This window comes from Faunimonas sp. B44, assembly GCF_052655945.1.
The window spans coordinates 392,024-414,740 of the sequence record NZ_JBQYEX010000002.1; the positions used below are offsets into that span (position 1 = coordinate 392,024).

A 22,717-nucleotide genomic window follows, 5' to 3' on the forward strand; every position below is an offset into this window, starting at 1 on the left:
TCAATCGTACCGGACGCGCGGGTCGAGCGCCGCGTAGAGCAGGTCGACGATCAGATTGAAGACGACCACGAAGATCGACACGACCACCACCGTCCCCATCACGAGCGTGTAGTCGCGGTTGAGCGCGGCCTGCACGAAATAGCGGCCGATGCCCGGGATCCCGAAGATCGTCTCCACAACGATCGAGCCGGTGAGGAGCGCCGCCGCCGCCGGCCCGAGATAGGAGACGACGGGCAGGACCGCCGCGCGCAGGGCATGCACCACGACGACCACGCGCGTGGGCAGGCCGTAGGCGCGCGCCGTGCGGACATGGTCGGAGCGGAGCGCCTCGATGGTCGCTCCGCGGATGAGGCGCGCCACAATGGCGATCTGCGGCAGCGCGAGCGTCACGATCGGCAGGATCTTGTTCGGCAGCGCGCCGTTGCCCCAGCCGCCCGCCGGCAGCCAGCCGAGCATGACGCCGAAGACGAGCGAGAGGACCGGCGCCACCACGAAGGGCGGGATCGTGATGCCGAAGGTCGCGACGCCGACCACGAGATAATCGAGCGGCGAGTTCTGCTTCAGTGCGGCGATCGAGCCGAGCAGCGTGCCGACGACGAGCGCGAGCGCCAGCGCCGACGCCCCGAGCTGGATGGAGACCGGCAGCCCGTTCGCGAAGAGGTCGGCGACCGAGAAGTCGCGATAGACGAAGCTCGGGCCGAGGTCGCCCCGGGCGAGGTTCCTGAGATAGAGCAGGTACTGCTGCCAGAGCGGCTTATCGAGATTGTAGATGCGGTTGAGGTTCTCCATCACCTTCGCCTCGAGCGGGCGCTCGAGGTTGAAGGGGCCGCCCGGCGCGATGCGCATCAGGAAGAACGACAGGGTGACGATGATGAAGAGCGTCGGGACGGCGCTCGCCATGCGGCGGAGGACATAGGCGATCATCGTCCGCGCCCCGCCCCGCGCGGCCCGCGGCCGCCATCCTCGCGGCCGAACGGGCGCGGGAGCGGAGCCGCCCTGCCCCGGGTCCCCTTCGCGTCGCGCGTTCCCTTGCCCACCGGCATCCGTTCGGAGGCGGGAGGCACCGCCTCCCGCCCGATCCGGCTATTGCGACAGGCTCATCCAGCGCGTGCCGTGCGCATTCTGGATGTTGTCCTCCCAGCCGGACAGCTGGTCGGAGACGAGGCTCAGCGAGGAATAATAGAGGATCGGGATGTAGGGCAGATCCCGCATGAAGATCTCTTCGGCCCGCTTGAGAATCTCGGCCCGCGCCTCGAGATCGGTGGTCGCGGCGGCCTCGTCCATCAGCCGGTCGTAGTCCGGATTGCTGTAGTTGGCGTAGTTGAAGCCGGTATTGTCGCTCTCCACCAGGAACAGGAAGTTCTGCGGGTCGGAATAGTCGCCGATCCAGCCGGCGCGGGCGATGTCGAAGTCGCCCTTGTCGCGCAGGTAGGCATAGTGCGTGGCGCCGTCGACGTTGACGAAGCTGGTCTCCACGCCGACCGTCTTCCACATGTCGGCGATCGCGGTCGCCGTGTTCTGGTGGTTCTCACCGGTATTGTAGCGGATCTCGACCTTCAGCGGATTGCCGGGGCCGTGGCCGGCCTCCTCAAGGAGCTTCTTCGCCTCGTCCTCGCGGTCGAGCTGGTCCATGTCCTTGTACTCGGCATAGGCCGGCTCGCCGTAATTGCCGATGCCCGGCGGCACGAAGGAATAGGCCGGCAGCATCGCGCCCGCCCAGATCTCGTTCGCCACGAACTCGCGGTCGATGGCCATGGAGAGCGCCTGACGGATCCTGACGTCCTTGAACTTCTCCTTGTCGGCCTTGATGGCGTAGTAATAGGTGCCGAGATAGGGCGCGATGCGGACGCGGTCGCCGAGATTCTCCTTCACATAGGCCATCTGCTCGGCCGGGATGTCGGAGCAGGACTGCACCTCGCCGGCCTCGAAGCGGCGCAGGCAGGCCGAGCGGTCCTCGAAGGGGATGTAGACGACGCGGTCGATCTTCACGTTGTCCGCGTCGTGGAACTCCTTGTTCTTCACGAGCACGATCTTGTCGTTCGGCGTGAATTCCTCGAGCGTGAAGGCGCCGTTGGTGACGATGTTCCCCGGCTTCACGAAATCGGTGCCGGACTTCTCCACCGCCGCCTTGTTCACCGGCAGCCCGGTCTGGTGCGTCAGGAGCTCGATGAAATAGGGCGTCGGGTTCTCCAGCGTGATCTCGAGCGTGCGCTCGTCGACGGCCCTCACACCCATGTCCTCGGGCTTCGCCTCGCCCTTGTTCACCTTCTCCGCGTTCTTGATCGGGTAAAGGATGTTGGCGTATTTCGCGCCGGTTTCCGGGTTCATGATGCGGCGGAACGAGAACACGAAGTCCTCGGCCGTCACCGGATCGCCGTTCGACCATTTGGCATCGGCCCGCAGCGTGAACGTGTAGGTGAGCCCGTCGTCGGACTCCTCCCAGCTCTCCGCCACGCCCGGCACCACCTCAGCCTTCGGGTCGTAGACGACGAGGCCCTCGTACATTTCGCGCAGCACGTTCGCCTCCGAGATCGTCGAGGTCTTGTGCTGGTCGAGCGTCTCGGGATCGGAATCGTTGCCGCGCGTGTAGACCACCTCGGCGAGCGCCGCGGAGGTCATGAGGGTCGCAAGCGCCAGGCCGGCGAAGTGTTTCAGGACCGGGTTTCGCATCACGGGTCTCCTTGCTTCGCCGGCCGCATCCGGGACCGGCGCGCCATCGCCGGAGAGTAATGCTCCTTTTCCGCCGCGCGCAATCCGCGTGCCGTCCACGCGTTGCACGGGCACCATCGCCGCAAGATTCCGGCAAACGGGACGGCGGACCCGTTGATTCGCGGTCGGACCTCGCTCATCTAGTGGCGCTGAAGCGACCGCCGTCGGCTTTGGATATCCACCGAGCGGGCCGCAGAGAACACCCGTGTCGTCGACTGAAGCCGGCCTCTCCCCAGTTCCATCCGGAGATTCGTCCGGCCCCGCGATCCGCATGGCCAGGCCGTCGGACCTCGATGCGGTCCATCGCATCGAGACGGGCGCGTTCGAAACGGATCGCCTTTCGCGCCGCAGCATGGCCCGCCTGCTGGCGTCGGGCAGCGCCCGCTGCCTGGTGGCCGAGCACCGTGGCGAGGTGGTCGGATACGTCCTCGTGCTCCTCCGCCGGACGAGCGCCGCCGCACGCCTCTATTCGCTGGCCGTCGATCCCCGCGCTTCCGGCACAGGCCTCGGACACCTCCTTCTCTGCGCTGCCGAGCGCGCCGCCCGGGATGCCGGCAAGCGCACGCTCAGGCTCGAGGTGCGCACCGACAACCGACGGGCCATCCGCCTCTACGAGGCCGCGGGGTACCGCCCGATCGGGACGCGGGACGATTATTACGAGGACGGCGCCGCGGCCTTGCGCTATGAGCGCGCGCTTTCCCCCGATTCCCTCACCGCCCCGAAAGCTGCGGCAGCCTGACCATGGACAGCTGGGTCATCGTGCTCGGACAGCGCCGCGATCTTGCGGCGCGCGACGTGCAGCACGTCGTCATCTCCACCGAAGATTATGTGACGCGCCCGTTCATGTTCGCCGGGGCGCGGCAGAAGGTGATCAATCTCGCGCGCTCCTACAATTACCAGACGGAGGGCTATTATTGCTCGCTGCTGGCGGAGGCGCGCGGCCACCGCGTGCTCCCGAGCGTGGAGACCATCCTCGACCTGCGCAGCCGCTCGCACTACGTCCACGCGCTGCCGGAACTTGAGGAATGCCTCAACCAGAATGCCAGGCACGTCGGCGAGGACATGCCGAAATCGCTGTTCGTCGCCTTCGGCAGGACGGACGACGCCCGCTTCGCCGCCTTCGGGCAACTCCTCTTCGACTGGTTCCGGGCGCCCGCGCTGACCGTCACGCTGAAGCCCGGGGAGTGGCACCGGATCCAGAAGATCGAGCTCACCCCACTCGGCAAGTTCAAGGCGGAGCAGAAGACGCTCTTCAGCGACGCCCTGAAGACCTACACGGCGCGGAAGTGGCGCGCGCCCAAGGCCCGCAACGCGCCGCGCTATTCCGTGGCGGTCCTCTACGACCCCAAGGAACAGCTGCCGCCGAGCAGCCCCGAGACGCTGCGCCATTGGGCGAAGCTGGCGGCGCCGTTCGGGGTCGAAGTCGAACCGATCGCGAAGAAGGACCTCGCCAGGCTCGCCGAGTTCGACGCGCTCTTCATCCGGGAAACGACCTCGATCCGGAACCACACCTACCGTTTCGCCCGGCGCGCCGCGCAGGAAGGGATGCCGGTGATCGACGATCCGGTCTCCATGATCCGCTGCACGAACAAGGTCTATCTTTGGGAGCGGCTCACCCATGCCGGCCTGCCGGTGCCGGACACGATCGTGATCCAGGAGGACGGGGATCTCGCGCAGGTCGCCGACCAGCTCGCCTTTCCGGTCGTGGTGAAGATCCCCGACGGCTCGTTCAGCCGCGGCGTCCGCAAGGCGGATTCGATGGCGGAGCTGAAGGCGATCGTCAGCGAGTTCTTCAAGGAGACGGACGTGCTCCTCGCCCAGAAGTTCGTGCCGACCCAGTTCGACTGGCGGGTCGGCGTGCTCTCCGGCCAGCCGCTCTTCGTGTGCCAGTACAGGATGGCGAAGAGGCACTGGCAGATCGTCCACCACCGCGCCGACGGCACGGCCGAGGAAGGCCGCTTCCGCACCTTCCCGCTCGACCGCGTGCCGCCCGAGGTGCTCGACGCCGGGGTGCGCGCGGCGAGCCTGATCGGCGACGGGCTCTACGGCGTCGACCTGAAGGAAACGCAGAACGGCGTCTACATCATCGAGATCAACGACAATCCGAACCTCGAGCACGGCGTCGAGGACCAGGTCGGCAAGGCCGATGTCTGGAACCGCCTGACCCGCTGGTTCACCAGCCGCATCGACCGCTGACGGCGGCAGCAGCTTACGTTGCGTCAAGGCGGCGCTTGACGCCCGCGCTCACGCGCGTACACTCGCCTCATCCGATGAAAGGAGGTCTACGAAAATGAATCCTCCGGGCCAGCGGAGGCCGGTTGGGTAAGCTCTCAGTCAGCCTGTCCAGTCGGCCAGATCCAGCACTACAATTCAATTCTCTTGAGCCGCGCGATATCTTTGTAGTTGCTGCCAACAAGAGGAGGTTTGAGCGCTCTCTTCGAGCGAACAGCAGCGAAATCGGTTGCGTGCGGATGCGTTGCTTAACACCATCCGGTAGGCACGACTTCTTGATGGGTCCAGAATGCACCGGACCCCGCGAAATGGTGGGAGTCATTCGCCGGAACCCGGACAGAGGCGGTTCGAAGGCGCCGGCCAGGGCCTTGGAACCGCCTTTCGTTTGGACGCTTCCCTTTTTGACACCCCTCGTTTGAACACCCCCGCTGCCATGACGGGCGGATCGCGCCCAACCCCGCGCGGACGAGCCCCGGCAATCGGCGCCCGGCGTCGAAAGCAGAGCAGGCGCCCATTCCCCCACACCCCATTGCAGGATCGATCGCGGCTCCCGGCGCGGACGGATGCGCCCGCAGTCGGCGTCAGTTAGGTGCAGGCGTGGCCGCGCTGGCTTCTCTCAAGTCCTGGGCGCTACGCATCAGGCGGGACGTCGTCGCCCTTTACCTTGCCGCCCGCGACCGGCGTGTGCCCTGGTACGCGAAAGCCGTCGCGGCGGCCGTGGCGGGCTATGCGCTGAGCCCGATCGATCTCATCCCCGATTTCGTGCCCGTCCTCGGCTATCTCGACGACCTCGTCATCGTCCCGCTCGGCATCCTCCTGGCGGTGAAGCTCGTGCCGCCCGACCTCATGGCGGAGCACCGGGCGGCCGCCGCTGCCGCGGAAGGGCGGCCGAAGAGCCGTGCGGCGGCGGCAATCATCGTCGCCATCTGGATCGCGGCGGCAGCGCTCCTGGTCTGGGCGTTCTGGCCGGAGACGGCCGTCTGAAGGCTGGGTTCCCAGGCCGATATCCGCCGTCGCCCATCGCCGTGCGCGGGGATTCTGCGGACAGGCCGGCGTCCCGGGTGGACGCATCACGCCGTGCGGTCTATTCCTCCGGGCCACGCGCTGCGGAACAAAGACCGAACCCGGTCGAATGCAGGGCGCGCGCATGTCACACTGCACCACTGATTCGGATTGCCCACGTAGACCGGATGGATAGACCGGAAGACCTCTTCTCCGCCCCCGAGCCGCTCGCCGAAGCGCCGCGGGCGAAGCCGTCCCGCAAGGCCGAGCGGGTGCCCGCCGCGAACGGAGACGCCTATACCGCCGCCGACATCGAGGTCCTCGAGGGCCTCGAGCCGGTCCGCCGCCGGCCCGGCATGTATATCGGCGGAACGGACGAGAAGGCGCTGCACCACCTCTTCGCCGAGGTGATCGACAATTCCATGGACGAGGCGGTGGCCGGCCACGCCTCCTGGATCGAGGTCGACCTCGATGCCGACGGGGTGCTCTCGGTCACCGACAACGGCCGCGGCATCCCGGTCGATCCTCATCCGAAGTTCAGGGACAAGTCCGCGCTGGAGGTGATCATGACCACCCTCCATGCCGGCGGAAAGTTCGATTCCAAGGTGTACGAGACCTCCGGCGGGCTCCACGGCGTCGGCATCTCGGTGGTGAACGCGCTGTCGGAATGGCTGGAGGTCGAGGTCGCGCGGGACCGCAAGCTCTACCGGCAGGTCTTCGCGCGCGGCAAGGCGGAGACGAAGCTCGAAGCCGTCGGCGACGTCCAGAACCGCCGGGGAACCCGCGTCCGCTTCAAGCCGGACCCCGAGATCTTCGGGGCGGGCGCGGCCTTCGACCCGGAGCGCCTGTTCCGGACCGCGCGCTCAAAGGCCTACCTTTTCGGCGGCGTCGAGATCCGCTGGTCCTGCGCCCCTGCCCTCGTCGCCGGCAAGGCCGAGGTGCCGGAGAAGGCGGTGTTCCGCTTCCCGGGCGGGCTGAAGGACTATCTCACCGCGGAGCTCCAGGGCGAGACGCTGGTCGGGCAGGAGATCTTCGCCGGGCGCACGAAACAGCAGAGCGGCCACGGCGCGGTGGAATGGGCGATCGCCTGGTATCCCGGCGACGGCTTCCTGCGCTCCTACTGCAACACCATCCCGACGCCGGAAGGCGGCACGCACGAGGCGGGACTGCGCAGCGCGCTGCTGCGCGGCTTCAAGAACTATGCCGACATGACCGGCAACAAGCGGGCGGCCAACATCACGTCCGACGACATTCTCGTCGCATGCGCCGGCATGCTCTCCGTCTTCATTCGCGAGCCGGAATTCGTCGGCCAGACCAAGGACCGGCTGGCGACCGGAGAGGCCGCGCGCCTCGTCGAGAACGCCGTCCGCGATTCCTTCGAGCACTGGCTCACCGCCTCCCCGAACCAGGCCGGGCAGCTGCTCGACTGGGTGATCGAGCGCGCCGACGAGCGTCTCGCCCGCCGGCGGGAGAAGGAGGTCGCCCGCAAGACCGCGACGCAGAAGCTGCGGCTGCCGGGCAAGCTCGCGGACTGCAGCTCGTCAAACCGCGACATGACCGAGCTCTTCATCGTGGAGGGCGACTCGGCCGGGGGCTCCGCGAAGCAGGCGCGCGACCGGAAGACCCAGGCGATCCTGCCGCTTCGGGGCAAGATCCTGAACGTCGCCAATGCCGGCCGCGAGAAGCTCGTTCAGAACCAGCAGCTCGCCGACCTGGTGCAGGCGCTCGGCTGCGGCACCGGGGCGCGCTACCGCGAGGCCGACCTGCGCTACGGCAAGATCGTCATCATGACGGATGCCGACGTCGACGGCGCGCACATCGCCTCGCTGCTCATCACCTTCTTCTACCGCGAAATGCCGGAGCTCATCCGCCAGGGCCACCTCTTCATGGCGGTGCCCCCGCTGTTCCGGATCGCGCAGGGGCCGAAGGTGCTCTACGCCCGCAACGATGCCCACCGGGACGAACTGATCGCCAAGGAGTTCGACGGCCGCGGCAAGATCGAGATCAGCCGCTTCAAGGGCCTCGGCGAGATGCCGATGCAGCAGCTGAAGGAGACGACCATGGATCCGCGCAAGCGGGTGCTCCTGCGCGTCGATATCATTGAGGACGAGATCCAGCTGACGCGCGACACCGTCCAGCAGCTGATGGGCAACCGCCCGGAGGACCGCTTCGCCTTCATCCAGGAACACGCGGCCTTCGCGCACGATCTCGACATATGAAGAGGGCCCGGCATCGACGCAGGCATGCGGCCGAGGCGATGGCCGGCGGCGCGCTTCTCGGCGGGTTGGCCGGCATCGCCGCGACCGCGGCCATGACCGTTGCGATGCGCAGGCTGTGGCGCGAACTGCCGGCGCGCGAACGCTATCCGCTGCCGCCGCGCGAGATCACCGAGCGGCTCGTCGACGAGCGCCTGCCGGGGCGGCGGTCGGAGGCGACGCTTCGACACGCGACCGTTGCGGCGCATTTCGGGTTCGGCGCCGCGACGGGCGCGCTCTTTCCGCTCCTGTTCAGCACGAGATCGCCGGCCGCAGGCGCGGCTTACGGCGTGCTGGTCTGGGGGGCGAGCTATTTCGGCTGGGTGCCGGGACTGCGTATCCTGAAGCCGGCATCCACACACCCGGCGCGACGCAATGCCCTGATGATCGTGGCGCACGTCGTCTGGGGAGCGGCTGTCGCAAGCGTGATCGGCGAGCTGGAACGCGCCGAGCGGGACGCGTTCTCGAGCGGAAAGCTGCGAGATGCGTCCCGACCGCGGACCGGGCGGCCGGGCTAGCTACCGGCGCCCGACGAAGCGCTTGGCGATCCAGCCGAGCACGAGGGCCTTGAACAGACGTTTCATCGGGTTTCCTCCATTCGTGACCGGTGGCTAACGCCCGGCGGCCGGCAAACGATCCGGCCACCCGTTGCGGACGATTGCGTGCGGCACGCTTCCGCACGGCGAGCCTTTCCAGGGACGCAACCATGGCCGCAGCGTGCCACCGCCCGGCCGGAAGAAATGCAGTAGAATTGTGAAGCAACACCGGTGAAGGCCGACGAAATGCTGCAGACATTGATCCGGTTCAAAGTCGCGACAAAGGGGAGGCGCGACGATGCCCATCGACGACAACGGAAAGCCCGAGCTGGCACAATGGTTCTGTCCGCCTTACGGGCGGCCGACTTCCAGTTCGGAAGTGACGGCGATCGCGGACCTTTACCGCGTCGCGGCGCTGACGGCGTTCGGGTCAGGGCAGTGCCAGGAGGCAGGACCGGACACACGCTCCGGCGACAAGGAGGGCGCGTGAGCCGATCGAGCGGCAGCAGAACGGCTCCGCCACGATTGCGCCACAGACCTTAACCAGACTGATGGAGCGGGAGAGCGGGCATGATTACGTTTTGTCAGGAAACGCGCATGCACACGCCACTGGAAATCGCCGTCTGCATCAGCCACGTGGTCTCGAACGCCCAGGCCGACGGCGCCGGGCTTGACCTGGCGAGCCAGGCGGATGCGCTCTACACCCATTTCCGGTCGACGGGCTATTCGCGCGAGGACATCGCGGCCACGCTGCGCGACGAGGCCGTTGCCGCCGGTGTGGTGGTGCACTGACTTCGCATCGTAGCTGAAGCGCGGCGCCGCTTCCGGAAACGCTCGACAGCGCTAGGCAGGCTCGCCCGCAACGCGGATTCACGGCCCCCGACGGTGCATCTTGCCGGCAAGTCCCAGACGGATTCCGAACAGAGGCTTACCGGCTCGAAATCGTGATTGTCCCAGAGTGGAACGAAACGAACGGGTCGAGCCTTATCTCCCCGTTCGAAACGGAGGACACCGTCCCATGCGCCGTCGTGCTCTTGCGATCATCGCCGAGCCAGTTGCCGCGATCATCGCCTGCGCCGTCCTCATAGTCGGCGTCAATTCGCTGCCTCTCGTGCCGCAAGAGTCGGTGGCCGTCAAGTCCTCCGCCACGGCGAGCGTGGTTGCGTCCGAGAATGCGCCGGAGCTGTTGCGCGACAATCACATGCCGGTGGTCCGGGTTTCGACCGGGCCTGAGGGCCGCGACCAGATCCGCGACGCGGTTTCGACCTTCGTGTGGGCGCTCTCGAACGGACAGAAGGAAGCGGTATGGTCGTTCGCCTCGGAAGAGGAGCAGGCGAGCTTCAAGACCGTGGACGAGGCTTTCCAGGCCGTCTCGGGCGCTTTCCCGCCGCTCGCTTACGCGACGCGCATCAATTTCGAGCGGATCGACGTCAGCGAAGAGGTTTCGACCGCGACCTTCTACGTGCAGGACAAGCTCGGCCTGCAGTGGCGCGCCGCAATCGACCTCGTGCAGGACATCGACGGCGAGTGGAAGATCATCGCCTGCGATCTGCAGCCGGCGCCGGGCGTCTCGATCTGACGGAAGCGCCGGTCATGCGGCCGGCGGGACGTCTCCCGCCGCCCACGCCGCCTTCGTCGCCGCGACATAATCCCCGTACCGGCCCTCGGCGATCGCCGAACGCGCGCCGGCCATGAGCTGCTGGTAGTACCAGAGATTGTTCCAGGTCAGCAGCATCGCGCCCAGCATCTCCCCGGCCCGGATGAGATGGTGCAGGTAGGCCCGGGAGTAGTCGCGGGCCGCCGGACATTCGCTCTCCTCGTCGAGCGGCCGCGGGTCGTCGGCATGGCGCGCGTTCTTGAGGTTGACCCTTCCGCGCTGCGTAAAGGCAAGGCCATGCCGGCCCGAGCGCGTCGGCATCACGCAATCGAACATGTCGATGCCGCGCGCGACCGCCTCGAGGATGTCGTCCGGCGTGCCGACGCCCATGAGATAGCGGGGGCGACCGTCCGGGAGCGCCGGCACGCACGCCGAGATCATGTCGAGCATGACCGCCTGCGGCTCGCCGACGGCTAGCCCGCCGATCGCGTAGCCGTCGAAGCCGATCGCGGCGAGCCCCTGCGCCGAGGCGAGGCGCAGGTCGACATGATCGCCGCCCTGCACGATGCCGAAGAGCGCCCTCCCCTCCGGCTCGCCGAAAGCCTCCCTGGAGCGCGCGGCCCAGGCGAGCGAGAGCCGCATGGCGCGCTCCACGTCCTCGCGCGGCGCCGGCAGCCGGACGCACTCGTCGAACTGCATCGCGATGTCGGAATCGAGCAGCCGCTGGATCGCGATGGAGCGCTCCGGCGTCAGGCGGTGCTCGGAGCCGTCCACGTGGGAGCGGAACGTCACGCCGTCGGCGTCGAGCTTCCGGAGCTTCGAGAGCGACATGACCTGGAAGCCGCCGGAATCGGTCAGGATCGGGTGCGGCCAGTTCATGAAGGCGTGCAGACCGCCGAGCCGCGCGACGCGCTCGGCGCCCGGCCGCAGCATCAAATGGTAGGTGTTCCCGAGGACGATGTCCGCCCCGAGTGCGCGCACCTGCTCGGGATACATCGTCTTCACGGTGGCCTGCGTGCCCACCGGCATGAAGGCCGGCGTGCGGATCCGGCCGCGCGGCAGGTCGATCAGGCCCGTCCGCGCGCTCCCGTCCCTCGCCGCGATTGCGAAGCCGAGCTGGCTCAACGCGGCCCTTCCGGAAAGAGCAGGCAGGCGTCGCCATAGGAGTAGAAGCGATAGCCCCGCTCGACGGCATGAGCATAGGCCGCCCTCATGGTTTCGAGGCCCGAGAAAGCGGCAACCAGCATGAACAGCGTGGATTTCGGCAGGTGGAAGTTGGTCATGAGGAGATCGACGGCACGGAAGCGATGGCCGGGCGTGATGAAGATGTCGGTCGCGCCCGTGAACGGGCGCACCAGGCCGTCGTCGCCGGCGGCGCTCTCCAGGAGCCGAAGCGACGTCGTGCCGATTGCGACGATGCGCCCGCCCGCCGCCCGCGCTGCGTTCAGCCGGCCGGCGGCGTCGGCCGAGATCTCCCCGACCTCCGCATGCATGCGATGCCCGGAGACGTCCTCGATCTTGACCGGCAGGAACGTGCCCGGGCCGACATGCAGCGTCACGTATTCGGTCGCGATGCCTTTGTCGGCGAGAGCCGCGAAGAGCCCGGGCGTGAAATGCAGGCCCGCGGTCGGCGCTGCAACGGCGCCCTCGCGTCGCGCATAGACCGTCTGGTAGTCGGTCCGGTCAGCTTCGTCGGCTGTCCGCCTGGCGGCAATGTAGGGCGGCAGCGGCGGCGCGCCGACCAGCGCGACCGCTTCGTCGAGCGCCGCGCCGGAGAGGCTGAAGAGCAGCCTGACACGACCGTCGGGCTCCTTCGCCTCGACCCGCGCTTCCAGCGTGCCGAGCATGCAGAGATTGCTGTCGTGCCCGATCCGGACCACGTCGCCGGGCGCGAGGCGCCGCCCGGGCCGCGCGAACGCCATCCACGTCGCGTCGTCGACACGCTCGGCGAGCGTCATGCCGACCGCGACGCTCGGTGCGCCGTCGCGGTGACGCGTGCCGGAGAGCTGCGCCGAAATGACCCGGGTATCGTTGAAGACCAGCACGTCGCCCGGGCGGAGCAGCCCGGGCAGATCGCGCACGATCCGGTCGCGCAGGCCGACGCCCGGCTCGACGACGAGCATGCGCGCTGCGTCCCGCGGCCTTGCGGGGCGCAGCGCGATCAGGCCCTCCGGGAGCTCGAAATCGAAATCCTCGAGCCGCATGCGCGGCCGGACGTCCGCCATGAGCCGCGTCCGCCCCGATCAGGCGGCGTCGGCGGCAACCCGCATGGTAACGATGCGGTCGGGACTGCGCGGCGGCTCGCCGCGCTCGATTGCGTCGATGTTCTCCATGCCCTCGACCACCTCGCCCCAGACCGTGTACTGCCGGTCGAGCCAGGGCACATCGGTGAAGCAGACGAAGAACTGGCTGTCGCCGGAATCGGGGTCCATGGCGCGCGCCATGGAGACGGTGCCGCGCTTGTGCTTCTCGGCCGAGAACTCAGCCTTGAGCTTCTGGCCGGAGCCGCCGGTCCCGGTGCCCCTCGGGCAGCCGGTCTGGGCCATGAACCCCTCGATCACCCGGTGGAACTTCAGGCCGTCGTAGAATCCGTCGCGCGCCAGCTCCTTGATGCGGGCGACGTGGCTCGGCGCCAGGTCGGGCCGCAATGCAATCACCACCGGGCCCTTGCTGGTCTCCATGACCAGCGTGTTCTCCGGGTCCTTCATATCGGTCATGTCTCGATCCTCTGTCACTGGCCGCCGGCGGCCGGCCGCAGGCTGATTATCCTGTCCGGGTCGTCGACGACGCCGTTCGCCCGGCGATCGCCCTTCTTGATCGCGTCGACGGCATCCATGCCGTCCACCACCTCGCCGACGACCGTATACTGGCCGTTCAGCGACGGCGCATCGTCGAACATGATGAAGAACTGGGAATTCGCGCTGTTCGGATCGGCGCTGCGCGCCATCCCGACCACGCCGCGCGTGAACGGCACGTCGGAGAACTCGGCCGGCAGATTGGGGAGGTTCGAGCCGCCGCGGCCCGTCCCGGTCGGATCGCCCGTCTGGGCCATGAAGCCGTCGATGACGCGGTGGAAGACGATTCCGTCATAGAAGCCCTCCCCCGCGAGCGTCGTCAGCCGCTCGGCATGCCGGGGGGCGAGGTCCGGCCGCAGCCGGATCGTGACGTTGCCGTCCTTCAGCTGCATGACGAGCGTGTCCTGCGGAGCCGCGGCCGTTTGCGCGGCTGCCGGGACGGACAGGCCCACGACAAGGGCGAAGGCCGCCGCTGCGAGTGTTTTCGCGATCATTTGGTCTCCCTGGCATCCTTGAAGCGGTGCTCGCGACTGAAGCTGGCGCGCCGGCCCGCCGCGGCAATGGCCGACCGGGCCGTCAGGCCCGAATTCGCCAGGCGAGATGGGCGACGACGGCGGCCGGCACGAACGGCGCGATCTCCCCGCCCATGGCGGCGATCTGCCGGACAAGCGTGGCCGTGACGTGACGGACGTTCGGGCTTGCCGGCAGGAAGACGGTCTGCAAGGCCGGCGCCATCGTCCGGTTCATGCCGGCCATCTGCATCTCGTAATCGAGGTCGGTGCCGTCGCGAAGGCCGCGGATCAGGATGGTGGCCCCGACCTCCTGCGCAAACGCGACCACCAGCCCTTCGAATGTGCGCACCTCCAGCGCGACGCCTGAAGCGGCCGCGAGCGGCGCGGCGACCTCCTCGATCAGGCGAAGCCGCTCGGGCGCCGCGAGCAGCGGCGTCTTGGACGGATGAACGCCCACAGCCACGACGAGCCGGTCGCAGAGCCGGAAGGAGGCCTCCAGCATGTCGACATGGCCATTGGTGATCGGGTCGAAGGAGCCCGGATAGAGCGCGGTGCGCATCATTCGGTCTCCGGCGCTCCGCCCTCTTCGCCCCCACCCTCTTCCGCCTCGCCCGCTTCCGGCTCGGCCTCGGCGGATTCGCTGATCCGCTCCACGGAGACGACCTTCTCGTCGGCGGCGGTGTTGAACACGCGCACGCCCTTGGAGGTGCGGCTCGCGAAACGGATCCCCTCCACGGGTACCCGGATCAGCGTTCCGCCGTTCGAGACCAGCATGAGCTGGTCGCTCGGCTCGACGGGGAATGCGGCGACGAGCGCGCCGATCTCGTCGAGCTTCGAGATGTCGGTGGCGCGAATGCCCTTGCCGCCGCGGCCGGAGATGCGGAACTCGTAGGAGGACGAGCGCTTGCCGTAGCCGCGCTCGTTGATGGTCAGCACGAACTGCTCCGCCGCCCCCATTTCCGCATAGCGGTCGGGCCCGAGATAGGTCTCCGCCGCGCCGCTCTCGCCCTCGGCTTCTTCGACCGCCTCGGCGATCGGCTCCTCCGGCTCCTCGCCGGTCGCGGCCCTGCGGATGGCCGAGGACTGCTTCAGATAGGCGATGCGCTCGGCGGGTGCCGCGTCGAAATGATGGAGGATGCTGAGCGAGATCACCCGGTCGCCGCTCGCCAGCGCGATGCCCCGATTGCCGAGCGACGTTCCGGTGCTGCCGTTGCCGCCGAACACCCGGATGTCGCCGGCGCGGAAGCGGATGCACTGGCCGAAGGCGCTCGTCAGCAGGACGTCGTCGCTCTCCGAGCACAGCTCCACCCCGATGATCGACTGGGCGGGGTTCTCGAACTCCATGACGCGCTTGCCGAGGCTCGTGCGCGGCACGCAGTCGGAGAGGTTGTTGCGGCGGATCGAGCCGACCGAGGTCGCGAACATGACGTAGCGGTCCGCCCATTGCGCCTCGTCGTCGGGAAGCGGCAGGATCGAGGTGATCCGCTCCCCCTCCTCCAGCGGCAGCAGGTTGACGAGCGCCTTGCCGCGGGCCTGCGGCGCGGCGAGCGGCAGCCGCCAGACCTTCATCTTGTAGACCATGCCGCGGGAGGAGAAGAACAGGACGAGCGTATGCGTGTTCGCCACGAAGAGCTTCGTGACGAAGTCCTCCTCGCGCGTCGACATGCCCGAGCGCCCCTTGCCGCCGCGGCGCTGCGACCGGTACTCCGAAAGCGCCACGCGCTTGATGTAGCCGGCATGGCTGACCGTCACGACCATGTCCTCGCGCTGGATCAGGTCCTCGTCCTCGAGGTCCGCCCCGCCCTCCAGGATCTCGGTTCGCCGCGGGGTGGCGAACTCGTCGCGGATCGCGGCGAGCTCGTCCGTGACGATCTGGAGGATCCGCGCGCGGGATCCGAGGATCTCGAGATATTCGCGGATCTCGACCGCAAGCTTTTCCAGCTCCTCGGCGATCTCGTCCCGCCCGAGTGCGGTCAGCCGCTGCAGGCGCAGATCGAGGATGGCCCGCGCCTGCTCCTGCGACAGCCGGTAGGTGTCGTCGGTGGAGATGAAATGGCGCGGGTCGGCGATCAGCTGGACGAGCGGCGCGATGTCCCGGGCCGGCCAGTCGCGTGCCATCAGCCGCTCGCGCGCCGTCTGCGGGTCGGGCGAGGTGCGGATCAGGTGGATCACCTCGTCGATGTTCGCGACTGCGATCGCGAGGCCGACCAGGACGTGCGCCCGGTCGCGTGCCTTGGCGAGAAGGAACTTCGTGCGCCGGCTCACCACCTCCTCGCGGAAGGCGATGAAGATATGCAGGATGTCCTTGAGGCCGAGCTGCTCCGGGCGGTTGCCGTTGAGCGCAACGAAATTGCCGCCGAAATTCGTCTGCAGCGGCGTGAAGCGGTAGAGCTGGTTCAGCACGACGTCGGCGACCGCGTCGCGCTTCAGCTCGATTACCACGCGGACGCCGTCGCGGTCGGATTCGTCGCGTATGTCGGCGATGCCTTCGATGCGCTTCTCGCGGGCGAGCTCGGCGATCTTCTCGATCATCGTCGCCTTGTTCACCTGGTACGGGACCTCGGTGACGATGATCGCCTCGCGATCGCGCCGGGTCGTCTCGAACGCGACGCGCCCGCGCATCACGATCGAGCCGCGGCCCGTCTCGTATGCGGACCGGATCCCGCTCCGCCCGAGGATGATCCCGCCGGTGGGGAAGTCGGGGCCGGGCATGATCGCCAGCAGGTCGGCGACACTCATCCGCGGTTCGGCGATGAGCGCAATGGTCGCGTCGATCACCTCGCCGAGATTGTGCGGCGGGATGTTCGTCGCCATGCCGACGGCGATGCCGCCGGCGCCGTTGACGAGGAGGTTCGGGAACCGCGCCGGAAGGACTGTCGGCTCCCGCATGGAATCGTCGTAGTTCGCGCGGAAGTCGACGGTGTTCTTGTCGAGGTCGTCGAGCAGCGCATGCGCGGCCTTCTCCAGCCGCACCTCGGTGTACCGCATCGCCGCTGCGGGATCGCCGTCGAGCGAGCCGAAATTGCCCTGCCCGTCGATGAGCGGCAGGCGCATGGAGAATTCCTGCGCCATGCGGACGAGCGAGTCGTAGATCGCGGAATCGCCGTGCGGGTGATACTTACCCATCACGTCGCCGACGACGCGCGAGGACTTCTTGTAGGACTTGTTCCAGTCGTAGCCGCTCTCGTGCATCGCGTAGAGGATGCGGCGGTGGACGGGTTTCAGCCCGTCGCGGGCGTCCGGCAGCGCGCGGCTCACGATCACGCTCATCGCGTAATCGACGTAGGACCGCCTCATCTCGTCGGTAATGGAGATCGGCCGGATGTCGCCGTCCCGGCCGGTCGGCGGCGTGTTGGAATCGTCTGCCAAGGCTTGAATCGCGGATGGTTGGAGTTGCCAGCGTTCTAGCCCATTCCGGCCCGCAAAGCCAACTTCATATGGGTCCGTAACCCTTTGCCGGGAAAAGCAATTTCAGATTCGTCGCAAAGTGCTCGGAGCGAGCCGGCCTCCGGCGGCGGGATTTCGATGTTTTGCCGGCTCGACGGCCCTGTGAAGCGCGCGATCCCTCTGCCATTCTCCGTCGCAGGCCAGCCCCGGGATCGCCGATGCAGGAATACCTGTCCGCCTTCGTCACGCTGTTCGTGACCATCGACCCGCCCGGGCTGGCGCCGCTCTTCCTCGCGCTGACGAGCGGCATGGTCCGCGAGGAACGCCGGCAGATCGGGATGCGCGCCTCGCTCATCGCGTTCGGGATCCTCGTGCTCTTCGCACTTGCCGGCACCGCCATCCTGGGGCTCTTCGGCATCACCATCCACGCCTTCCGGACGGCGGGTGGCCTGCTCCTGTTCTACATCGCCTTCGAGATGATCTTCGAGAAGCGGCAGGAGCGCCACGAACGAAGCGCCGAGCGGGCGGTCACGATCGACGAGATGCGGAACCTCTCGGTATTCCCGCTCGCCATTCCGCTCATCGCCGGGCCGGGCGCGATCTCCGCCACCATCCTGCTCGGCGGCACCTTCGCGGAGCCGCTCCGCCGCGGCGCCCTGATCGGGATCATCGCCGTCAACATCGCGCTGGTCTATGCCGTCTTCCTGGTCGCGGAGCGGGTCGACCGGGTGCTCGGCGCCACGGGCCGGATCGTGCTGACGCGGCTCCTCGGGATCATCCTCGCCGCGCTCGCCGTGCAGTTCGTCGCCGACGGCATGCTGTCGCTCGCCCGCGCAGCACACTGAGGCGGAGACGCCGCGCGGGGCGCGGGACGCCGTCAGCGCGCCTTCAACCGCGATCCTTCACAAGCAGCAGCCAGTCGCGGCCGGAACCGGCCCAGTCCTCTTTCACCATCGGCCTTGCGGCGACCTCCCGATACCCGCATCGCCCGTAGAGCCTGCGCGCGGCAGCGTTGGCGTCGGCGACTACAAGGCTGAGCCCCCTGGCGGCGGTGTCCGCGGCGAACTCGTCCGCAAGGCGCAGGAGACGCGTTCCGAGGCCACGGCCGCGGAATTCCGGCATCGTGGCGAGCACGTTCACGTACCAGGTTGCCGGCGCGAGGTCCTCCAGCTGCTGGAGCGGCACGAACATGGCCGGCATCTCCGACCAGTCGACCGGTTCCGGCACGTCCGGCAGGCGGTAGCCGATAAGGGTCGCGGCCACCGTCCCGCCGACGTCCGCCACCGTTGCGTTGCGGTAGGAGAAGCTGCCGGCATCCCGCAGCGCCCGGCGGCGGCCGATCTCCCAGGGGTCCTCGCCGGGTTCCGCCATGTGCCCCCAGAGGTAGAGCGGCAGGCCCTCGCCCGCAAAATTCACGAGAGCGGCGAGCGCGGCCGCGTCATCGGGCGCCGCCGCCCTGAACGTTGACCCGGATCCGCTCATGACGCCTGCTCCTCGCCCGGTGCAGCAGTGCGGCCGAACCGCCTCCCCAAATCAGAACGGAATTTCGTCGTCCATTTCGTCGCGGAAGGAGCCCCGGGAGCCGGCCGAGGGCGCGTTCCGGTCGAGCGGCGCGGAGCTGCCGAAATCGGCGCCCCGGCCCGACCGGTCCTCCGCCTCGCCGCCGCCGGCGCGGCCGTCCAGCATCGTCAGCTGGCTGTTGAAGCCCTGCAGCACGACTTCCGTGCTGTAGCGGTCCTGCCCGGACTGGTCCTGCCACTTCCGGGTCTGCAGCTGGCCCTCGAGATAGACCTTCGAGCCCTTGCGCAGATATTGCTCGGCGATCCGGCACAGCCCCTCGTTGAAGATGACGACGCGGTGCCACTCCGTCTTCTCGCGCTGCTCGCCCGTCGCACGGTCGCGCCAGCTCTCCGAGGTCGCTATCCGCAAATTGGCGATCGGCCGGCCGTCCTGCGTGCGCCGGATCTCGGGGTCGGCACCGAGATTGCCGATCAGGATCACCTTGTTCACACTTCCGGCCATGGTCCTCTCCACCCGTTCCGGGCCCGGGCCCGCGCTCAACGCTTTTCCTCCAACCGGGCCGCATCTGCAAATGCGGGCTTGCCCGAGCCGATGCGTTCACTGTATGTTCGCTCGCATCCGCTCGTCAATCGGGAATTGCCGCCACCCCTGACGAGCCGTTCGGATCCCCGGGAGCATGCCCATGGAACAACGTCTCAGCCTCGTCACCCTCGGCGTCGCCGATCTCGCCCGATCGCTCCTCTTCTACGAGGCGCTCGGATGGCGACGGGCGAACAGCCATGCCGAAGTGGCCTTCTTCCAGCTGAACGGCCTGGTGCTGGCGCTCTGGTCGCGGGAGGCGCTGGCGGCCGACGCGCGCCTCGCGCCGGCAGGCGAAGGCTTCAGCGGCGTCGCGCTCGCCTACAATGCGCGGGAGCGGGCGGAGGTGGATACCGTCATGGCCGACGCCGAGGCCGCCGGCGCGCGGATCCTGAAGCCGCCGGAAGCGACCGAATGGGGCGGCTATTCGGGCTATTTCGCCGATCCCGACGACCATCTCTGGGAAGTTGCGCACAACCCGGAATGGAGGATCGCGGATGACGGCGGCATCGCGCTGCCGTACTAGGCGCCATGCGGCCGACGGCCTTTTGCGGCGGCAGCCGGTACACTAGATAGGGCCGGCGGGCCGAGATGCCGCGCCGCACCAACCCTCATCCGGAACGGTCATGACGGATCCGCTGAAGACGATCGCCATCCGCGGCGCCCGCGAGCACAATCTCAAGAACGTCGACCTCGACCTGCCGCGCGACAGCCTGATCGTGATGACCGGCCTTTCCGGCTCGGGCAAGTCGTCGCTCGCCTTCGACACGATCTACGCGGAGGGGCAGCGCCGCTACGTGGAATCGCTCTCCGCCTATGCCCGCCAGTTCCTCGAGATGATGCAGAAGCCGGACGTCGACCAGATCGACGGCCTCTCGCCGGCGATCTCGATCGAGCAGAAGACGACGTCGAGGAACCCGCGCTCAACGGTCGGCACGGTCACCGAGATCTACGACTACATGCGGCTGCTCTTCGCGCGGATCGGCGTGCCGCATTCCCCGGCGACGGGCCTGCCGATCGAGAGCCAGACCGTCAGCGAGATGGTCGACCGGGTCCTTGCACTGCCGGAAGGCACCCGGCTCTATCTCCTCGCCCCGGTCGTGCGCGGCCGCAAAGGCGAGTACCGCAAGGACATCGCCGAGTTCATGAAGAAGGGTTTCCAGCGCGCCCGGATAGACGGCGTGTTCCACGACCTCGCCGACGCGCCCGCCCTCGACAAGAAGCTGAAGCACGACATCGACATCGTCGTGGACCGCGTCGTGGTGCGTCCCGATCTCGGCGCGCGGCTGGCGGATTCGCTGGAAACCGCGCTCGGGCTCGCCGACGGGATTGCCATCGCGGAGTTCGCCGACGAGAGCGACGAGCGCGGCGAGCCGCGCCGGCTGCTCTTCTCCGAGAAGTTCGCCTGCCCGGTTTCCGGCTTCACGATCGCCGAGATCGAGCCGCGGCTCTTCTCCTTCAACAATCCGTTCGGGGCGTGCCCCGAATGCGGCGGGCTCGGCACGCAGCAGGGCATCGACCCGGACCTGGTCGTCCCCGACCCGGACATGACGCTGCGCGCCGGCGCGGTCCTGCCCTGGGCGAAGTCGTCCTCGCCCTACTATCTCCAGACGCTCGAGGCGCTCGGCCGCCATTTCGGGTTCAAGGTGAGCGACCGCTGGTCGGACCTGCCGGAGACGGCCCGCCGCGCCGTGCTCTACGGCACGAAGGAGAAGGTCACGTTCACCTATGACGACGGGCTGCGCTCCTACCAGACGCACAAGACCTTCGAGGGCGTCATCCCGAATCTCGAGCGGCGCTGGAAGGAGACGGATTCGGCCTGGGTGCGGGAGGAGATCGACCGCTTCATGTCGGCCGCGCCCTGCCCGTCCTGCGGCGGCAACCGGCTGAAGCCCGAAGCGCTGGCGGTGAAGGTCGCGGGGCTGCACATCGGGCAGGTCTCGGACATGTCGATCCGCGCCGCGCGCGCCTGGTTCGGCGAGCTGCCGGGCCGGCTCACCGACAAGCAGCGCGAGATCGCGACGCGGATTCTCAAGGAGATCCGCGAGCGTCTCGCGTTCCTCGATGATGTCGGGCTCGATTACCTGACGCTGTCGCGCGCATCGGGCACGCTGTCGGGTGGCGAAAGCCAGCGCATCCGCCTCGCCTCCCAGATCGGCTCCGGGCTCACCGGCGTCCTCTACGTGCTCGACGAGCCCTCGATCGGGCTCCACCAGCGCGACAATGCGCGCCTGCTCGACACACTGAAGCACCTGCGCGACCTCGGCAACACCGTGATCGTCGTGGAGCACGACGAGGACGCGATCCTCGCCGCCGATCACGTCGTCGACGTCGGCCCCGGCGCCGGCGTCCACGGCGGCCACATCGTGGCGCAAGGCACGCCCGCGGACATCCTCGCCGACCCGAAATCGCTGACGGGCCGCTATCTTTCGGGCGACCTCGCCATCCGGATGCCGGAGGAGCGGCGCGCGCTGCCGGCCGCGCGGCGGCTGCGCCTGGAAGGCGCCACCGGCAACAATCTGAAGAGCGTGACGGCGGAGATCCCGCTCGGCACCTTCACCTGCGTCACCGGCGTCTCGGGCGGCGGCAAGTCCACGCTCCTCATCGACACGGTGTACAAGGCGGTCGCGCGGCGGCTGAACGGCTCCCGGGAGCACCCTGCCCCGCACCAGTCCCTGTCCGGGCTCGAGTTCCTCGACAAGGTGATCGACATCGACCAGTCGCCGATCGGGCGCACGCCGCGCTCCAATCCGGCGACCTATACGGGCGCCTTCACGCCGATGCGCGACTGGTTCGCCGGCCTGCCGGAGGCGAAGGCACGCGGATACCAGCCGGGCCGCTTCTCCTTCAACGTGAAGGGCGGGCGCTGCGAGGCGTGCCAGGGCGACGGCGTCATCAAGATCGAGATGCACTTCCTGCCGGACGTCTACGTCACCTGCGACGTCTGCAAGGGCAAGCGCTACAACCGCGAGACGCTCGAGGTCACCTTCAAGGGCAAGTCGATCGCCGACGTGCTCGACATGACCGTCGACGAGGGCTGCGGCTTCTTCGAGGCGGTCCCGGCGATCCGGGACAAGCTCAAGACGCTCGCGCGCGTCGGCCTCGGCTACATCCATATCGGCCAGCAGGCCACGACCCTCTCCGGCGGCGAGGCGCAGCGCGTGAAGCTCGCCAAGGAGCTTTCGAAGCGCGCGACCGGGCGCACGCTCTACATCCTCGACGAGCCGACGACCGGGCTGCACTTCCACGATGTCGCCAAGCTGCTCGAGGTGCTCCACGAGCTCGTCGACCAGGGCAACACAGTCGCCGTGATCGAGCACAATCTGGAGGTCATCAAGACCGCCGACTGGATCATCGACCTCGGCCCGGAAGGCGGCGACGGCGGCGGCGAGATCGTCGCCTGCGGACGCCCGGAGGACGTGGTGCGGGAGCCGCGCTCCTATACCGGACGGTTCCTGCGCGAACTGCTGGAGCGCCGCCCCGGCCGGAGGGATCGCGCGGAGGCGGCCGAGTAACGACGCGGTCGGCGCCGCCGGCGGGCGGATCCGGCGCCCACGCCGCCCGAGGCTTGCGTCCGCCGCAGACCTGCCCT

At 68.2% G+C, this 22,717-nt stretch carries 21 protein-coding genes; 11 read left to right on the forward strand and 10 right to left on the reverse strand.

Annotated elements, in window-relative coordinates; translation table 11 throughout:
- Entirely contained in the window at positions 1-924 is a 924-nt protein-coding gene (oppB, locus tag ACUN0C_RS05085; protein ID WP_445465235.1) for an oligopeptide ABC transporter permease OppB, read from the reverse strand.
- A 159-nt stretch (positions 925-1,083) separates the two neighbouring features.
- Positions 1,084-2,670 (reverse strand): peptide ABC transporter substrate-binding protein, encoded by a 1,587-nt coding sequence (locus tag ACUN0C_RS05090; RefSeq protein WP_445465236.1) that lies wholly within the window; start codon positions 2,668-2,670, stop codon positions 1,084-1,086.
- A gap of 310 nt (positions 2,671-2,980) precedes the next feature.
- Between ACUN0C_RS05090 and ACUN0C_RS05095 the strand changes: the two genes are divergently transcribed.
- From ACUN0C_RS05095 to ACUN0C_RS05130, 8 genes are all read left to right on the forward strand, one after another.
- Positions 2,981-3,448 carry a GNAT family N-acetyltransferase gene (locus tag ACUN0C_RS05095; RefSeq protein WP_445465237.1) on the forward strand — a complete coding sequence of 156 codons (468 nt, stop codon included), beginning with the start codon at positions 2,981-2,983 and terminating at the stop codon, positions 3,446-3,448.
- 2 nt (positions 3,449-3,450) lie between these two features.
- Positions 3,451-4,905: a RimK family protein gene (locus ACUN0C_RS05100; protein WP_445465238.1), complete on the forward strand. Its 1,455-nt coding sequence runs from the start codon at positions 3,451-3,453 to the stop codon at positions 4,903-4,905.
- Positions 4,906-5,538: 633 nt separating this feature from the next.
- Positions 5,539-5,925 (forward strand): YkvA family protein, encoded by a 387-nt coding sequence (locus ACUN0C_RS05105; protein ID WP_445465239.1) that lies wholly within the window; start codon positions 5,539-5,541, stop codon positions 5,923-5,925.
- Between the two features lie 206 nt (positions 5,926-6,131).
- Positions 6,132-8,162 carry a DNA topoisomerase IV subunit B gene (parE, locus tag ACUN0C_RS05110; protein WP_445465240.1) on the forward strand — a complete coding sequence of 677 codons (2,031 nt, stop codon included), beginning with the start codon at positions 6,132-6,134 and terminating at the stop codon, positions 8,160-8,162.
- Positions 8,159-8,716, forward strand: coding sequence for a hypothetical protein (locus ACUN0C_RS05115; protein ID WP_445465241.1), 558 nt, complete (start codon positions 8,159-8,161; stop codon positions 8,714-8,716). Before parE ends, ACUN0C_RS05115 begins: the two co-directional genes overlap by 4 nt.
- A 316-nt stretch (positions 8,717-9,032) precedes the next feature.
- Positions 9,033-9,224, forward strand: a complete 192-nt coding sequence (locus ACUN0C_RS05120; RefSeq protein WP_445465242.1) for a hypothetical protein — start codon at positions 9,033-9,035, stop codon at positions 9,222-9,224.
- Positions 9,225-9,331: 107 nt separating this feature from the next.
- A complete protein-coding gene (locus ACUN0C_RS05125) occupies positions 9,332-9,526 on the forward strand; it encodes a hypothetical protein (RefSeq protein WP_445465243.1) in 195 nt (64 codons plus the stop codon).
- A 226-nt stretch (positions 9,527-9,752) separates the two neighbouring features.
- Positions 9,753-10,313 (forward strand): DUF4864 domain-containing protein, encoded by a 561-nt coding sequence (locus ACUN0C_RS05130; RefSeq protein WP_445465244.1) that lies wholly within the window; start codon positions 9,753-9,755, stop codon positions 10,311-10,313.
- Between the two features lie 12 nt (positions 10,314-10,325).
- On the opposite strand, the gene tgt is transcribed toward ACUN0C_RS05130, so the two are convergent.
- From tgt to gyrA, 6 genes are all read right to left on the reverse strand, one after another.
- A complete protein-coding gene (tgt, locus tag ACUN0C_RS05135; RefSeq protein WP_445465245.1) occupies positions 10,326-11,456 on the reverse strand; it encodes a tRNA guanosine(34) transglycosylase Tgt in 1,131 nt (376 codons plus the stop codon).
- Positions 11,453-12,535 (reverse strand): tRNA preQ1(34) S-adenosylmethionine ribosyltransferase-isomerase QueA, encoded by a 1,083-nt coding sequence (gene queA, locus ACUN0C_RS05140; RefSeq protein WP_445465443.1) that lies wholly within the window; start codon positions 12,533-12,535, stop codon positions 11,453-11,455. The genes tgt and queA overlap by 4 nt, the downstream gene beginning before the upstream one ends.
- Before the next feature lie 39 nt (positions 12,536-12,574).
- Entirely contained in the window at positions 12,575-13,039 is a 465-nt protein-coding gene (locus ACUN0C_RS05145) for a peptidylprolyl isomerase (protein ID WP_445465444.1), read from the reverse strand.
- Positions 13,040-13,062: 23 nt separating this feature from the next.
- On the reverse strand, positions 13,063-13,620 hold the full coding sequence (locus ACUN0C_RS05150) for a peptidylprolyl isomerase (protein WP_445465246.1): 558 nt from the start codon (positions 13,618-13,620) through the stop codon (positions 13,063-13,065).
- An 82-nt stretch (positions 13,621-13,702) separates the two neighbouring features.
- Positions 13,703-14,200, reverse strand: a complete 498-nt coding sequence (gene coaD / locus ACUN0C_RS05155) for a pantetheine-phosphate adenylyltransferase (protein ID WP_445465247.1) — start codon at positions 14,198-14,200, stop codon at positions 13,703-13,705.
- Positions 14,197-17,007 (reverse strand): DNA gyrase subunit A, encoded by a 2,811-nt coding sequence (gene gyrA, locus ACUN0C_RS05160; protein WP_445465248.1) that lies wholly within the window; start codon positions 17,005-17,007, stop codon positions 14,197-14,199. The genes coaD and gyrA overlap by 4 nt, the downstream gene beginning before the upstream one ends.
- Before the next feature lie 236 nt (positions 17,008-17,243).
- Between gyrA and ACUN0C_RS05165 the strand changes: the two genes are divergently transcribed.
- Positions 17,244-17,870 (forward strand): MarC family protein, encoded by a 627-nt coding sequence (locus tag ACUN0C_RS05165; protein ID WP_445465249.1) that lies wholly within the window; start codon positions 17,244-17,246, stop codon positions 17,868-17,870.
- A gap of 43 nt (positions 17,871-17,913) precedes the next feature.
- Here ACUN0C_RS05165 and ACUN0C_RS05170 read toward each other — a convergent pair whose 3' ends face one another.
- Both ACUN0C_RS05170 and ACUN0C_RS05175 read right to left on the reverse strand, forming a co-directional pair.
- Positions 17,914-18,507 (reverse strand): GNAT family N-acetyltransferase, encoded by a 594-nt coding sequence (locus ACUN0C_RS05170; RefSeq protein ID WP_445465250.1) that lies wholly within the window; start codon positions 18,505-18,507, stop codon positions 17,914-17,916.
- A gap of 51 nt (positions 18,508-18,558) precedes the next feature.
- Positions 18,559-19,047, reverse strand: coding sequence for a single-stranded DNA-binding protein (locus ACUN0C_RS05175; protein WP_445465251.1), 489 nt, complete (start codon positions 19,045-19,047; stop codon positions 18,559-18,561).
- A 181-nt stretch (positions 19,048-19,228) separates the two neighbouring features.
- On the opposite strand from ACUN0C_RS05175, the gene ACUN0C_RS05180 reads away from it, so the two are divergent.
- A complete protein-coding gene (locus ACUN0C_RS05180) occupies positions 19,229-19,651 on the forward strand; it encodes a VOC family protein (protein ID WP_445465252.1) in 423 nt (140 codons plus the stop codon).
- A 100-nt stretch (positions 19,652-19,751) separates the two neighbouring features.
- Positions 19,752-22,640 (forward strand): excinuclease ABC subunit UvrA, encoded by a 2,889-nt coding sequence (gene uvrA, locus ACUN0C_RS05185; protein ID WP_445465253.1) that lies wholly within the window; start codon positions 19,752-19,754, stop codon positions 22,638-22,640.
- Positions 22,641-22,717: the final 77 nt, after the last annotated feature.

Excerpts from the sequence above, each read along its gene's own strand:
- ACUN0C_RS05170 (WP_445465250.1), bottom strand. The coding sequence starts at position 18,507 with ATGAGCGGATCCGGGTCAACGTTCAGGGCGGCGGCGCCCGATGACGCG.
- ACUN0C_RS05125 (WP_445465243.1), top strand. The coding sequence starts at position 9,332 with ATGCACACGCCACTGGAAATCGCCGTCTGCATCAGCCACGTGGTCTCG.
- ACUN0C_RS05150 (WP_445465246.1), bottom strand. The coding sequence starts at position 13,620 with ATGATCGCGAAAACACTCGCAGCGGCGGCCTTCGCCCTTGTCGTGGGC.
- ACUN0C_RS05130 (WP_445465244.1), top strand. The coding sequence starts at position 9,753 with ATGCGCCGTCGTGCTCTTGCGATCATCGCCGAGCCAGTTGCCGCGATC.
- ACUN0C_RS05165 (WP_445465249.1), top strand. The coding sequence starts at position 17,244 with ATGCAGGAATACCTGTCCGCCTTCGTCACGCTGTTCGTGACCATCGAC.
- ACUN0C_RS05100 (WP_445465238.1), top strand. The coding sequence starts at position 3,451 with ATGGACAGCTGGGTCATCGTGCTCGGACAGCGCCGCGATCTTGCGGCG.
- ACUN0C_RS05115 (WP_445465241.1), top strand. The coding sequence starts at position 8,159 with ATGAAGAGGGCCCGGCATCGACGCAGGCATGCGGCCGAGGCGATGGCC.
- ACUN0C_RS05095 (WP_445465237.1), top strand. The coding sequence starts at position 2,981 with ATGGCCAGGCCGTCGGACCTCGATGCGGTCCATCGCATCGAGACGGGC.
- ACUN0C_RS05120 (WP_445465242.1), top strand. The coding sequence starts at position 9,033 with ATGCCCATCGACGACAACGGAAAGCCCGAGCTGGCACAATGGTTCTGT.
- oppB (WP_445465235.1), bottom strand. The coding sequence starts at position 924 with ATGATCGCCTATGTCCTCCGCCGCATGGCGAGCGCCGTCCCGACGCTC.
- queA (WP_445465443.1), bottom strand. The coding sequence starts at position 12,535 with ATGCGGCTCGAGGATTTCGATTTCGAGCTCCCGGAGGGCCTGATCGCG.
- parE (WP_445465240.1), top strand. The coding sequence starts at position 6,132 with ATGGATAGACCGGAAGACCTCTTCTCCGCCCCCGAGCCGCTCGCCGAA.
- ACUN0C_RS05090 (WP_445465236.1), bottom strand. The coding sequence starts at position 2,670 with ATGCGAAACCCGGTCCTGAAACACTTCGCCGGCCTGGCGCTTGCGACC.
- ACUN0C_RS05175 (WP_445465251.1), bottom strand. The coding sequence starts at position 19,047 with ATGGCCGGAAGTGTGAACAAGGTGATCCTGATCGGCAATCTCGGTGCC.
- ACUN0C_RS05180 (WP_445465252.1), top strand. The coding sequence starts at position 19,229 with ATGGAACAACGTCTCAGCCTCGTCACCCTCGGCGTCGCCGATCTCGCC.
- uvrA (WP_445465253.1), top strand. The coding sequence starts at position 19,752 with ATGACGGATCCGCTGAAGACGATCGCCATCCGCGGCGCCCGCGAGCAC.
- coaD (WP_445465247.1), bottom strand. The coding sequence starts at position 14,200 with ATGATGCGCACCGCGCTCTATCCGGGCTCCTTCGACCCGATCACCAAT.
- ACUN0C_RS05145 (WP_445465444.1), bottom strand. The coding sequence starts at position 13,039 with ATGAAGGACCCGGAGAACACGCTGGTCATGGAGACCAGCAAGGGCCCG.